Genomic DNA, 13041 nt, shown 5'->3' with positions numbered 1-13041 from the left:
GGGCTGACGCTCGCGCGGATGCCCCGCCGTTTCGCGGACGACGCCGGGAGCCTGCCGATGCGCGGGGCTCCCGGCGGCGGTGGCGGGACAGGGCGGGCCGACGCGCATCGGGAAGGGCTCCCGATGCCGGATTGCCACGATGGACGGCATTGGCCGAAGGTCCGGCGCGCCGGTACATGAACGGCGCGGCCGCCGCCGCATTTTTGTGTCAGGATGCCCCACGTCCCGTGCCTGCAGTCAGGTGCGGGCAGGGGGGAAGCATGCGTCATTGGGCAACGACCCGGCATGGCAAAATCCTGCTGTTCGGCTTGGCGTGCCTGTTGCTGCAGCAGGTGGCCGTTCCTTACCAGCTGGAACTGTGGGGCGATGTCTCCAAGGCCTCGCTGGTGCACCTGCATGCCGGGTTGCTGCTGGCCATCGCCATGCTCGAACGCGACCGCTGGGTGCTGCCGGGAAGCTACCTGCTTGTCACCCTGGGCTGGATGGCGCGCGCGCTGGCCTTTTCCTATACGCCGTTACAGATCGGCATCGGCCTGGTGATTTCCGCGGGTGGTCTGGTGTGGACGTTGCTTTGCGCACGCGCCATGGGCTGGCCGCGATCGCCGGCGCGGAGCGTGGTGCTGCGCAGCGACCTGCCGCGTTTCGCCCTGGTCGGATTGCTGGCTTACCCCGCCGGGTCTGCGCTGCTGGGCCTGCTGTATGGCCTTCCCTATGGCGCCGCTGGTCAACTCAGTGGCTTGATCCAGACCCTGTTCGCCAAATATTTCGGCGTGGTGACGCTCACCCTGCCGCTGGTCGTGGCCTGGAGCGAGCGTCATCGCCCGCCGCTGGTCCGGCGCAGCGGGCGTTGGCCGCTGTGGCCGCTGCTGATGGGCGTGGGATTGGCGTCGAGCGTCCTGCTGAGCCGGCGCGTGCAGATGGAATTCGGCGGGCTGCCTCCCAGCGGACTGGTATTGAGCGATTACCGCATCGCCGCGCTGGCGGTGGTGGCCTGGTGCATGTTGTACATGCGCCTGGTGGTGGCGCTGCCGTTGCTGGCCGGGCTGCTGCTGCTGATGGCGTCGCGCCTGGGCGATACCGCCACGTTGAGCCATGCGCCGCTGGGCTTCCTCAACCTGCTGCATCTGGCGCTGGAACTGGGCATCGTGCTGATGGTGCTGTTCTATTACCTGTTGGCCAACCGCGACCGCGAGGACATGGCGCAGCGCCTGGACGAACAGGCGCTGCATGATTCGCTGACCGGCCTGCCCAACCTGCGCGCGTTGCGGCGGCAGGCCGCGCAGCGCCCGGAAGCCTGCGGCCTGGCCTGCCTGTTGCTGGACCAGACCGACACGCTGGCGGTCGGTTATGGACTGGGTGCGCAGTCGGCGGTGATGACCGGGGTGGCCGCGCGGCTGGAGGCCTACAACGTCAACTGCTGCTACCTGGGCAGCGGCCAGTTCGCGCTGCTGGCCGAATGCGGGGGCCGGATCGATTGGGCCTGCCTGCTGCGCGGCATCGAACAGCCGGGCTTTCTCGTGGAAGGGCAGAACGTGCGCCTGTTGCCTTACCTGGGCGTGGCGCGCTTCGGCGGCGATACCGGGCTGGATCTCGATGGCGCGCTGATGCTGGCCTCCAGCCTCGCCTTCGAGGCGCGCGCGAGCAATGAGGTCGAGCCGCTGTTCGCCAATGCCGAGCGTGCCACGCTGCAGCAGGCGCAGGAGCGCCTGCACGGGGCCAGCGCGGCCTTGGCGCACCTGCGCCGTCCCGGCGGGCTGGTGCTGTTCTTCCAGCCGGTGCTGCCGCTGGTCGAGCGCCGCCGGGAGGGGGGCGCGGTCGGCGAAGTGCTGTGCCGGCTGCGTGACGAGCAGGGCGACATGCTGCGGCCGGACCAGTTCCTGCCTGCCGTGGAGGCGGCGCGGCGTGGCCCCGAACTGGACCTCGCGGTGGTTGCCGAACTGTTCGCGCAACTGCGGCAGGCACCGGAACTGGCGGCAGGCTGTGCCCATATCTCGGTGAACCTGACCGGGCAGAGCCTGGCGTCGGAGAGCTTCCGCATGCGCCTGCTGGAACTGCTGGAACAGGCGCCGCTGCCGCACTCGCGGCTATGTTTCGAGATCACGGAAACCGTGGCCGTCTTCAGCGCCGAACAGGCGGGACGGCTGCTGGACGAGCTGCGCAGCCGCGGCTGCCGCATCGCCATCGACGATTTCGGCGTGGGCATGCAGAGTTTCGCCCGGCTCAAGGAACTGCCGGTGGACATCATCAAGATCGACGGTTCGTTCGTGCGCAACATCAACCGCGAGCGCCGCGACTACGCGATGGTGCAGGCCTCGGTGGCGGTGGCGCGCGCCTGCGGCGCGGAAGTGGTGGCCGAGTATGTCGAGGATGAGGACACCGCCGACTGCCTGCGCAACTTGGGCGTGCATTGGGCGCAGGGCTATCACTACGCCAGGCCGATGCCGCTGCTGGAGGGGCTGCGCTGGAAGCGTGCCGATGGCGGTGGCGCTGCGGATGCGTGAACCCTGGGTGCCGCGCGGCCAGCGGCCAGCCTCGCCCGAGGCGACGGCCGGCTGCGCGTCCAGCGTCCGCGGCATGGCCTGATGACGGACAGGCATAAGTAACCGGGGCAACCATCGGCCTTGCCGTCCATGCTCTGGGCTATGGTCAGCAGCCTCCCCACATGCAGATGCCGCGATGTCCCAGCCGAACTGGAAACCCGAAACCATCGCCGTGCACGGCGGCTACCGTCCCGACCCGACCACCCGCGCGGTGGCGGTGCCGATCTACCAGACGGTGGCCTATGCCTTCGACGATACCCAGCACGGCGCCGACCTGTTCGACCTGAAGGTCCAGGGCAACATCTACACCCGCATCATGAACCCCACCACCGACGTGCTGGAACAGCGCGTCGCGGCGCTGGAAGGCGGCATCGGCGCGCTGGCGCTGGCGTCGGGGCAGGCGGCGGTGACCTACGCGATCCAGACCATCGCCGAGGCCGGCGACAACATCCTGGCCTCCAGCGCGCTGTACGGCGGCACCTACAACCTGCTCGCGCACACGCTGCCGCAGTTCGGCATCCAGACCCGCTTCGCCGATTACCGCGATCCGCAGGCCTTCGCGGCGCTGATCGACGAGCGCACCAAGGCGGTGTTCGTCGAATCCATCGGCAACCCGCGCGGCAACATCACCGACATCGAGGCCATCGCCGCGATCGCGCACGCGCATGGCGTGCCGGTGATCGTCGACAACACCGTGGCCACGCCCTACCTGCTGCGCCCGTTCGATTTCGGCGCCGACATCGTGGTGCATTCGCTGACCAAGTACCTGGGCGGGCATGGCACCAGCCTGGGCGGGGCGATCGTCGACTCCGGGCGCTTCCCGTGGGCCGAGCACAAGCAGCGCTTCCCGCGCCTCAATACGCCGGATGTGAGCTACCACGGCGTGGTCTACACCGAGGCGCTGGGGCCGGCGGCCTACATCGGTCGCGCGCGGGTGGTGCCGCTGCGCAACACCGGCGCGGCGATCTCGCCGTTCAACGCGTTCCAGATCCTGCAGGGCATCGAGACCCTGGCGCTGCGCATGGACCGGATCAACAGCAACACGCTGGCGGTGGCGACCTACCTGCAGCAGCACGCCAAGGTGGCCTGGGTGAACTATGCGGCGCTGCCGGATCATCCCGAGCACGCGCTGGTGCGCAAATACCTGCGCGGGCAGGGTTCGGGCGTGCTGACCTTCGGCCTGCCCGGCGGCCGCGAGGCGGGCGCGCGCTTCCTCGACGCGCTGCAGCTGTTCACCCGGCTGGTGAACCTGGGCGATGCCAAGTCGCTGGCCACGCACCCGGCGTCGACCACGCACCGCCAGCTCGACGCGGCCGAGCTGGAGAAGGCGGGGGTGACGCTGGATACGGTGCGCCTGTCGGTGGGCATCGAGCACATCGATGACCTGCTGGCGGACCTGGAGCAGGCGCTGGCGCAGGCCTGAGCGCGCGCCGCGCGCCGTGGCTGGCGCGCGGCGTCCAGGCCTCACCAGGCGATAGTGAAGCGCTGGCGCGGATGCCGCGGCTGTTCCAGCTCATCGACCATGGCCACCGCCAGGTCGGCCGGGCTGATCGTGCCGGGGCCGTCGGCAGCCATCAGCGGCGTGTCGCCGCCGGTACGGTAATGGCCGGTGCGCTCGACCGGGCCGCCGGCGTGGAAGGCGACCGGCGGGCTGAGGAAGGTCCAGTCCAGCGCCGATTCGCCCTTCAGGTCTTCCAGCGCGTCGCGCGCGGCGCGGGCGCCATCGTGGAACGCCGGGGGGAAGTCCGGCGTATCCACCAGCTGCACGCCATCGGCGGTGTACAGGCTGCCGGCGCCGCCGACCACCAGGTAGCGCTTCACGCCGGCCGCCCTGGTGCCGGCCACGATCGCGCGCGCGCCCCGCATGAAGTCGCGATAGATGTCCGGGTTGCCCCAGCCGGCGTTGTAGGCGCTGACCACCGCGTCGTTGCCGGCCACGGCGGCCTGCACCTGCGCGGCGTCCTGTACGTCGGCGCGGACCACGCGCAGGCGCCCGCGCGCGGCGAGCTTGGCCGGATCGCGGACCAGTGCGGTGACCTCGTGGCCGCGGGCCAGCAGTTCTTCGAGCAGGGCGCGGCCGACGAAGCCGGTGGCACCGATCAGGGCGACTTTCATGGGGATTCCTCGCATGGATGGGAGGCGGACAGTGTCCTCCTGGCCCCGTGACGGCGGCAGTCTGCCGGGGCCACAATCACCTTGAAGCCAGGCTTCACGATGCCTGCGGCCACGGGAGAGGGCGATGGAGAACTACAGGCGCATGGCGCTGTTCGCGCAGGTGGTCCAGCACGGTTCCATGAGCGCGGCGGCGCGCGCGCTGGGCATGAGCACCTCGGCGGTCAGCCAGCAGGTACGCGCGCTGGAGCACGAGGCCGGCGTGGCGCTGCTGCACCGTTCGACCCGGCAGCTGTCGCTGACCGACGTGGGCAGCCGCTACTACGCAGCCTGCGCGCGCCTGCTCGATGCCGCCGGCGAGGCCGAGGCCGAACTGTCGGCCGCGCGCCACGCGCCCAGCGGCGAACTGCGCCTGTCCGCGCCGCTGGGCATGGCCGACCACCTCGGGCCGGCGCTGGGCCCATGGCTGCAGGACAACCCGCAGCTGCGCCTGCATCTGCATTTCGAGGACGGCTGGACCGACCTGGTGCAGGCGCGCATCGACCTGGCGCTGCGCTTCGGCCGGCTGCCGGACAGCGACTGGATGGCACAGCGCCTGGGCACCCTGCAGCGCTGGCCCTGCGCTTCGCCCGATTGGCTGCGACGGCATGGCGAACCGGCCGATCCGCTGCAGGTGCCGGCCGGCGAATGGCTGGGCCTGGCGCAGGTGCCGGGGCTGGCCTGGCGGCACCCGGCCTCCGGGCAGGAGCGGCGGGTGCCGGCGCATCCGCGCCTGGTCAGCCACAACCAGCCGGCGGTGCGCCAGCTGTGCGAGTCGGGGCTCGGCGTGGCCGTGCTGACCAGCCTGGACGTGATGCCGCTGCTGGCCAGCGGCCGGCTGCTGCGGCTGCTGCCGGAATGGGAGGTCCCGGCGCTGCCGGTATGGGCGGTGACGCCGCACCGGCAGACCCAGCCGGCCAAGGTGCGCCAGGCGATCGAGCTGCTGGGCGGCTATCTGCAGCGCATTCCGGGCGCCACCGACCCGGCGGTCTGAGCGGGCGCGCGCCCGATGACGCTGTCAGGCGGCGGTGCTCCCCGCCCGCATCGCGCGATACGGCGGCGTGGCCATCACCATCTCCGCCAGCGAATGCGCCAGTTCGCGCTCGGCCAGCACGGTGCCGTCGGCGCCGTGTTCGAGCAGGTGCTTGACCTCGGCATCGCTGTGCGCGCGTGCCAGCAGGGTCAGGTTCGGATTGATGGCGCGCAGCTTGGCCAGCGCTTCGCCGGCCTCCAGCGGCTGCGGGATGGCGAGGATGGCGATGCTGGCGCGCTCGGGATGGGCTTCGGCCAATACCGTGTCGGCGGCGGCGCTGCCGCGGATGGCGGCGATGCCCTCGCGATGGGCGCGCTCGACATGGTCGCGGTTGTCGTCGATCGCCAGCACCGGTACGCCGCGGTCGCGCAGGACCTGGGCCAGGGTGCTGCCGACGCGGCCGTAGCCGATGACGATGGCGTGGTCGTGCAGGTCCAGCGAGGGGCCGGGGGGAATGTCCGGCGGCTCCTGCACCGGCAGCGGTGCGGGATGACGCGCCTGCCAGCGGTCGAGCAGGCCGAACACCAGCGGGTTGAGCATGATCGACACCAGCGCGCCGGCCAGCACCAGCGACTGCCCGGTGGCGGGAAGGATCTTCAGCGCCACGCCGAGCCCGGCGATGATGAAGGCGAACTCGCCGATCTGCGCCAGCGAGGCGGAGATGGTCAGCGCCGTGGCCTTGGAATGGCCGAAGGCGCGCACGATGGCGAACGCCGCCGCCGACTTGCCGAACATGATGATCGCCACCGTCGCCAGCACCTGCCACGGGTGCTCGACCACGATCATCGGGTCGAACAGCATGCCCACCGAGACGAAGAACAGCACCGCGAACGCATCGCGCAGCGGCAGCGAATCGTGCGCGGCCTTGTGGCTCAGTTCCGATTCGTTGAGCATCATGCCGGCGAAGAACGCGCCCAGCGCGAACGACACGCCGAACAGCGCGGCGGCGCCGAACGCCACGCCCAGGGCGATGGCCAGCACCGACAGGGTGAACAGCTCGCGCGAACCGGTGCCGGCGATGCGCTCCAGGATCCACGGGATCACCCGGCGCCCGACCAGCAGCATCACCGCCACGAACAGGCCCAGCTGCACGAAGGTCCAGCCGATGGACGCCAGCACGCTGCCGACGCTGTGGTTCTGGCCCTGCGCTTCGGGGCCGAACACGCCGGCGATCACCGGCATCATCACCAGCGCCAGCACGCAGGCCAGGTCCTCCACGATCAGCCAGCCGACCGCGATCTTGCCGCGGGTGGTCTCCAGCAGGCGACGTTCTTCCATCGCCCGCAGCAGCACCACGGTCGAGGCGGTGGCCAGGGAGAAACCAAAGATCACCCCGTGCAGCGGCGGCCAGCCCATCAGCGTGGCCACGCCCCAGCCCAGTACCGTGGCCACGGCGATCTGGCCGATGGCGCCGGGAATGGCGATGGCCTTCACCGCCATCAGGTCCTTGAGCGAGAAATGCAGGCCGACGCCGAACATCAGCAGCATCACCCCGATCTCGGCCAGCTGGTTGGCCAGCGCCTGGTCGGCGACGAAGCCCGGCGTGAACGGCCCGACCACCACCCCCGCGACCAGATAGCCCACCAGCGGCGACAGCCGCAGCCGGTTGGCCAGGGCGCCAAGCACGAAGGCCAGGCCCAGGCCGATGGCGATCATGTTGATCAGGGCGGTGTCATGGTGCATCGGGGCTCGCAGGAGAAGGGGGCGCTCCGATTCTAAGGGGAAGCGGGTGCGCCGTTGTTTCCCTGTACGTCCCGAAGCGTTTCATCGATTGGAGTGCGCTCATCGGCAGCGCATGGCCGGCACTACCGTCCGGTGGGTGGCTGGTGATGCCGAAGACGCCGATGCCCGGGTTTCCCCGGGCATCGGCTTCACGCATTGCGGCTGCTCAGGTGCGCCTTACCAGGTGTAACGAGCGCGGCCGTACACGTAGGCGCCGTTGAAGCCGGCCGGCGCGTAGTTGCTGTACGGCATCTGGCCCCAGGCGTTGACGCCGGTGAAGGCCGGATTGACCTTGTCCGGGTGCGAATCCAGCACGTTGTCCGCGCCCACCGTCAACGTCCACTGCGCGCTCGGCTTGAAGCTGGCCGACACGTCCAGCACCCACTGCGGGTCGTAGCCCTGGTCCAGCGCGGGGTTGGTCTGGCGCACGGTGAATTTGCCGTAGCGGGTGGCGTTCAGGCCCAGCGTCCACTGGTCCGACGTCCAGGTGCCGCCGAGGATGGCCTTGTCGCGCGGGAAGGCGTCTTCCAGGCGGCCAAGCTCGTCGCGCGCCACCAGCGGCGTGGTCAGGCCCAGGCTGGTCAGCACGGACGGCGAGGGCGCCAGCCGCTTCACCTCGGTCTTGTTGTAGCTGTAGCTGGCGGTCAGGTCCAGGGCGCTGGCGGCCAGCGGGATGTTGTAGCTGCCCACCACGTCCACGCCGCGGGTGCGGGTGTCGGCGGAGTTGTTGAAGTAGCGGAAGGCGGTGACGTTGTTGATGCCCAGCGAGGTCAGCAGGGCATTGGTGGCCGGGTTGGTGTTGATGGTGGAGGACAGCAGGATGCGGTCGTCGATGTCGATCTGGAACGCATCGACGGTCACGTACAGGCGCTCGGCCGGCTGCAGCACCAGGCCCAGGCTGTAGGAGGTCGAGGTTTCCGCCTGCAGCGGCTTGGAGCCGAGCGCCTGCGCCACGACGCTGGTCGCCGGGAAGGTGCCCGATTCGACGAACACGCCATTGGAGTAGTTGCTGGTGATGACCTGGTAGCTCTGCTGTGCCAGCGACGGCGCGCGGAAGCCGTTGGACACGGTGCCGCGCAGCGCCACCTTGTCGGTGAACGCATAGCGGGCCGAGAGCTTGCCCGAGGTCTTGCTGCCGAAGTCGGAGTAGTCCTCGTAGCGCGCGGTGGCACCGGCGGAGAACTTGTCGGTGAGGTCGGCTTCAAGGCCGGCGTAGACCGCGTAGTTGTGGCGGTCGGCATGCACCGCGTTGATCGGGGTGAAGCCGCCGAAGCCCTGTGCGCCGCTGCCGAGGTAGGAGTTGGGCTCGCCGGGCGACTGGTTCCACTTCTCCTGGCGGTATTCGCCGCCGAAGGACAGCGTGACCGGGTAGGCCAGGCCCCAGTCCAGCGCCTGCGAGAAGTCGGCGTTGACGATGTTCTGGGTGTACTCCAGCGCGCCATCGTGGAAGCTGGTCGGGCTGTTGGCGCCCAGCGTGTAGTTCATCGTGTTGCGGGTGGCGAAATCGATGCGGCTGTAGCCGTAGTTGTAGCTCACGTCCCAGTTGAAGCCGCCCTCGGTGCCGCCCTTCAGGCCGGCCACCAGCGAGCGGTCCTTCAGGTACTGGTTGATCTCCGGCACGAAGCCGTCGGGATAGAGCAGCGAGGTCGCCGCGTTGTGGTTCTTCGAGCGGTAGAACGCGAAGGAGGTGATGTCGCGGTTGCTGGCGATGGCGGTGGCGTAGCCATGCAGGTTGTCGCTGAAATCGAAACCGGCATTGGCCGACACGGCGCGGGTATCCACTTCCGGGTCGCCGACCACGAAGGCCTTCACGCCCACGGCCGGGTAGTTGCCGCTGTTCGGCGCCGGATTGCCCGGCAGGCCGTAGGCATTGAACGGGCCGGCGCGGTTGGTGCGGTCCTGGTGCGTGAGCTGGCCGGCGAAATGCACCGTGCCGCGGCCGTCGGCGAAGCTGACGCCGGTGTCGCCGGAGAGCTGGTACTGCTTGCCGTCGCCGGCCGAATACTGGCCCAGGTCCAGCGCCAGGCTGCCGCCGCTGCCGGCACCCTTGAGCACGATGTTGACCACGCCGGCGATGGCGTCCGAGCCGTACTGGGCCGAGGCACCGTCGCGCAGCACTTCCACGCGCTCGATCGCGGCTACCGGGATGGTGTTCAGGTCCACCGCCGAGGAGCCGCGGCCCATGCTGCCGTTGACGTTGAGCTGGCCGGACAGGTGGCGGCGCTTGCCGTTGATCAGGATCAGCACCTGGTCCGGCGACAGGCCGCGCAGCTGCGCCGGGCGCACGCCGCTGGTGCCGTCGGTCAGGGCCGGGCGCGGGAAGTTGAGCGAGGGCAGGGCGCGCGACAGCGCGGTGGCCAGCTCGGTGGAGCCGGTGGCCTGCAGGGCCTCCGGGGTGATGATGTCGATGGGCGACTGCGATTCGGCCACGGTGCGGTCGGCGACGCGGGTGCCGGTCACGATCACGGTATCGAGCGTCTGCGCGCCGGACTGGGCGAAGGCGGTGGCAACCGGGAGGCCGAGGGCGATGGCGACGGCAACGGCGAGCGTACTGGACTTGCGGTTCATCAGATTGCAGCTCCGGTATGAATGGGCGGCACCGGCGGACGGGAATTGCCCGTCACGGAGGGGTGGTGCGGTGCGCCATCATGGATTAATGGAATTTTTACGTGGTGTCAAATGCCCATCGGCCTGCCTATATCGTTGCTTTTGAAAGCATTTCGACCGGCAGGCGCGGTGCGGGCGTGGGTTGGAGGAGGGCGTTCCGGCGTGGAATCCGTGCGCGGGAGGCGTGAGTCAAGTATTCGTTAACGCTAGAATCGCGTCGCAGGAATGTTGCTTGTGTGCACATTCCTTTTCGCTATAACGGACCCCCTCATGATTTCCCTTCGTAATTTCGCCCTGCGCCGGGGCGAGCGCCTGCTGTTGTCCAACGTCGACCTCACCCTGCACGCCGGCTACCGCGTGGGCGTGGTGGGGCGCAACGGCGCCGGCAAGTCCAGCCTGTTCGCCGCCGTGCGCGGCGAGCTGGAGGCGGACAAGGGAGATGTGTCGCTGCCCGGCAAGGTCCGCATCGCCGACGTGGCCCAGGAAACCCCGGCCTTGCCGGATCGCGCCATCGACTACGTGCTGGGCGGCGACGACGTGGTGGCCGCGGTGCTGCTCGAAGAAGCGGCTGCGGCCGAACGCGAAGACTGGGAAGCGGTGGCCAACGCCCACCAGAAGATGGCCGAGCTGGGCGCCTATGACGCCGAAGCGCGTGCCGGCAAGCTGCTGCATGGCCTTGGCTTCCCGGCCGATACCCACAGCCGCCCGGTGGCGGCGTTCTCCGGTGGCTGGCGCGCGCGCCTGAACCTGGCGCGTGCGCTGATGATGCCCAGCGACCTGCTGCTGCTCGACGAACCGACCAACCACCTGGATCTGGACGCGGTGTACTGGCTGGAACAGTGGCTGCTCAAGTACCCGGGCACGCTGCTGCTGATCAGCCACGACCGCGAGTTCCTGGACAACGTGGCCACCCACACCCTGCACCTGCATGGCGGCACCGCCAGGCTGTACCCCGGCGGCTATACCGATTTCGAGCGCCAGCGTGCCGAGCACCTGCGCCAGCAGCAGATCGCGCACGAGAAGGAACAGGCCGAGCGCGCCCACCTGCAGAGCTTCATCGACCGCTTCAAGGCGCAGGCCAGCAAGGCCACCCAGGCACAGAGCCGGATCAAGCGCCTGGCCAAGATGGCCGGCACCGAAGCGGTGCGGGCCGAGCGCGAGTTCCGCATCGAGTTCTCCGAACCGGCCAAGCTGCCGTTCTCGCTGATCCGCCTGAACCAGGTCGATGCCGGCTATGGCCAGGACGCGGTGATCCTCAAGGACGTCGGCTTCGGTCTGGAAGCGGGCCAGCGCGTGGGCCTGCTCGGCCCCAACGGCGCCGGCAAGACGACGCTGGTGAAGACCCTGGTCGGCGACCTGCCGCCGCTGGCCGGCGAACGCAGCGCGCACCCGGACATGAAGATCGGCTACTTCGCCCAGCACACGGTGGAGTCGCTGCGCGAAGGCGCCACGCCGATGGACCATTTCCGCGACATGGACCCGGACGGCGTCAACCAGAGCTTCCGCGACTTCCTCGGCAAGTGGAATTTCCCCGGTGACCGCGCGTTCGAGCCGGTCGACGGGTTCTCCGGTGGCGAGCGTGCGCGACTGGCGCTGGCGCTGATCGCCTGGCAGCAGCCCAACGTGCTGCTGCTCGACGAACCGACCAACCACCTGGACCTGGAAATGCGCGAGGCGCTGGCCGAGGCGCTGAGCATTTTCGAAGGCGCGATCGTGATGGTCAGCCATGACCGCCACCTGATCGGACTGGTGTGCGACACCTTCTGGCGCGTGGCCGATGGCGTGGTCGAGCCGTTCGCCGGCGACCTGGACGAATACGCCGCCTGGCTGCGTACCCGCGCCAGCGCGCAGGGCGCGCGCAGCAAGGCCGACCGCACCGAGAAGGCGCCGGCCGTGCCGGCGCCGGTGTCCGCGCCTGCGCCGGGCAAGCCTGCCGCGGCGAAGAAGCCGGTCAATCCGCACAAGCTGGAAGCGGCGGAGAAGAAGGTCGAGCAGCTCGGCGCGTCCCTGGCCGACATCGACCGCCAACTGGCCGACCCTGCCAACTATGCCGATGCGGCGAAGATGGCCCGGCTTGGCGGCGAGCGCGAGGTGCTCGCCCAGCAGCTGGAGCAGGCCGAAGCGGCGTGGATGGAACTGCTGGGGGATTGAGCCCGGCGGCGGCCGGGCTCAGGGGGCCAGGCCGCCGGCGGAAAGGGTGGTGCGGATGGCCTGGAGATTGTCCGGCGTCACGTGGATCAGGCCCTTGCCCGGAACATCGATTTCGGCGATCAGGAACATCGCCAGCGCGGTGATCGCAGGCACCACCAGCAGCAGGGCGCTGCCGCTGTTCCTGCCGCGGATGTTGTAGCCGATCAGGAAGTTGGAGCACACGCCGAAGGCGACCAGCATCGCCCAGGCCGCGCCCGGTATCTGGTGGCGCCAGCTGGCCATGGTCTTCTGCTGGGCGGTATACAGGTCGTTGCAGGCATTGAGCACGGTGGCGATCACCGGGTCGGGGTTGTCGCTGGCGATCCGGGCGACGTAGGTCCACATGCGGGCCTGCATCTGGATGGACTGCATGCGCGCCTGCTCGCGCTGCGTCTCGTCGGCGGCGGCGAAAAAGCCGACGCGCCGGTCCAGGTAGTCCAGCAGCAGCCGCTCGGCCTGTGCCTGCCGTTCGGCGCCCAGCAGGGTCGTGCGCTGGAAGGCGTTGCCGATGGCGATGGCCTCGTTTTCCTCGGCCGCCATGCGCGTGTTGTAGCCGCCGATGGCGAAGGACAGCAGGAAGCCGATCAGCAGGCCGAACAGGGACAGGGTCGCGCCAAGCACGATCTTGAGTTCGTCGTCGGCCGCCGGCTCATGGCCGAAGCGCCGGCCCCAGGTGAGCTTGCCCAGGAACGCGGACAGGCCCAGCAGGGCCAGCATCGACGGCAGCAGCACCCAGGAATGGGCATCGACGAATTCCAGTATCTCGGGCATGGGCCGGACTCGTGCGGAGGATGCCGG

The 13041-nt window shown here is 69.5% G+C and carries 8 protein-coding genes; 4 read left to right on the top strand and 4 right to left on the bottom strand.

All coding sequences use genetic code 11. The features are described from left to right. Nucleotides 1–260: 260 nt before the first annotated feature. Both QMX80_RS09250 and QMX80_RS09245 read left to right on the top strand, forming a co-directional pair. Nucleotides 261–2501, top strand: coding sequence for a bifunctional diguanylate cyclase/phosphodiesterase (locus tag QMX80_RS09250; protein WP_282276629.1), 2241 nt, complete (start codon nt 261–263; stop codon nt 2499–2501). A gap of 175 nt (nt 2502–2676) precedes the next feature. After that, nucleotides 2677–3963, top strand: coding sequence for an aminotransferase class V-fold PLP-dependent enzyme (locus QMX80_RS09245; protein WP_055767928.1), 1287 nt, complete (start codon nt 2677–2679; stop codon nt 3961–3963). A gap of 41 nt (nt 3964–4004) precedes the next feature. Here the strand turns inward: QMX80_RS09245 and QMX80_RS09240 are convergent, their stop codons facing one another. Beyond that, a complete protein-coding gene (locus tag QMX80_RS09240) occupies nt 4005–4655 on the bottom strand; it encodes an NAD(P)-dependent oxidoreductase (RefSeq protein WP_282276627.1) in 651 nt (216 codons plus the stop codon). Nucleotides 4656–4779: 124 nt separating this feature from the next. Here QMX80_RS09240 and QMX80_RS09235 point away from each other — a divergent pair, with 124 nt between their 5' ends. Further along, nucleotides 4780–5685: a LysR family transcriptional regulator gene (locus QMX80_RS09235; RefSeq protein ID WP_282276625.1), complete on the top strand. Its 906-nt coding sequence runs from the start codon at nt 4780–4782 to the stop codon at nt 5683–5685. 24 nt (nt 5686–5709) lie between these two features. On the opposite strand, the gene ybaL is transcribed toward QMX80_RS09235, so the two are convergent. Together ybaL and QMX80_RS09225 are read right to left on the bottom strand one after the other, a co-directional pair. Then, a complete protein-coding gene (ybaL, locus tag QMX80_RS09230) occupies nt 5710–7407 on the bottom strand; it encodes a YbaL family putative K(+) efflux transporter (protein WP_282276623.1) in 1698 nt (565 codons plus the stop codon). Between the two features lie 216 nt (nt 7408–7623). Continuing rightward, nucleotides 7624–10014: a TonB-dependent receptor gene (locus tag QMX80_RS09225; protein WP_055767940.1), complete on the bottom strand. Its 2391-nt coding sequence runs from the start codon at nt 10012–10014 to the stop codon at nt 7624–7626. Nucleotides 10015–10323: 309 nt separating this feature from the next. Between QMX80_RS09225 and QMX80_RS09220 the strand changes: the two genes are divergently transcribed. Beyond that, a complete protein-coding gene (locus QMX80_RS09220) occupies nt 10324–12204 on the top strand; it encodes an ATP-binding cassette domain-containing protein (protein WP_273080406.1) in 1881 nt (626 codons plus the stop codon). A gap of 18 nt (nt 12205–12222) precedes the next feature. Here QMX80_RS09220 and QMX80_RS09215 read toward each other — a convergent pair whose 3' ends face one another. Further along, entirely contained in the window at nt 12223–13014 is a 792-nt protein-coding gene (locus QMX80_RS09215; protein WP_273080404.1) for a hypothetical protein, read from the bottom strand. Between the last annotated feature and the right edge of the window lie 27 nt (nt 13015–13041).

Origin of the sequence: Stenotrophomonas sp. PS02297 (assembly GCF_029959705.1) — a bacterium.
GTDB classification, from domain to species: domain Bacteria; phylum Pseudomonadota; class Gammaproteobacteria; order Xanthomonadales; family Xanthomonadaceae; genus Stenotrophomonas; species Stenotrophomonas nitritireducens.
Note: the sequence above shows the minus strand (reverse complement) of the source record. Positions and strands in the feature narration are given on the sequence as shown.

Coding starts and splice junctions, on each gene's coding strand:
- QMX80_RS09250 (WP_282276629.1), top strand. CDS start 261: ATGCGTCATTGGGCAACGACCCGGCATGGCAAAATCCTGCTGTTCGGC.
- QMX80_RS09245 (WP_055767928.1), top strand. CDS start 2,677: ATGTCCCAGCCGAACTGGAAACCCGAAACCATCGCCGTGCACGGCGGC.
- QMX80_RS09240 (WP_282276627.1), bottom strand. CDS start 4,655: ATGAAAGTCGCCCTGATCGGTGCCACCGGCTTCGTCGGCCGCGCCCTG.
- QMX80_RS09235 (WP_282276625.1), top strand. CDS start 4,780: ATGGAGAACTACAGGCGCATGGCGCTGTTCGCGCAGGTGGTCCAGCAC.
- ybaL (WP_282276623.1), bottom strand. CDS start 7,407: ATGCACCATGACACCGCCCTGATCAACATGATCGCCATCGGCCTGGGC.
- QMX80_RS09225 (WP_055767940.1), bottom strand. CDS start 10,014: ATGAACCGCAAGTCCAGTACGCTCGCCGTTGCCGTCGCCATCGCCCTC.
- QMX80_RS09220 (WP_273080406.1), top strand. CDS start 10,324: ATGATTTCCCTTCGTAATTTCGCCCTGCGCCGGGGCGAGCGCCTGCTG.
- QMX80_RS09215 (WP_273080404.1), bottom strand. CDS start 13,014: ATGCCCGAGATACTGGAATTCGTCGATGCCCATTCCTGGGTGCTGCTG.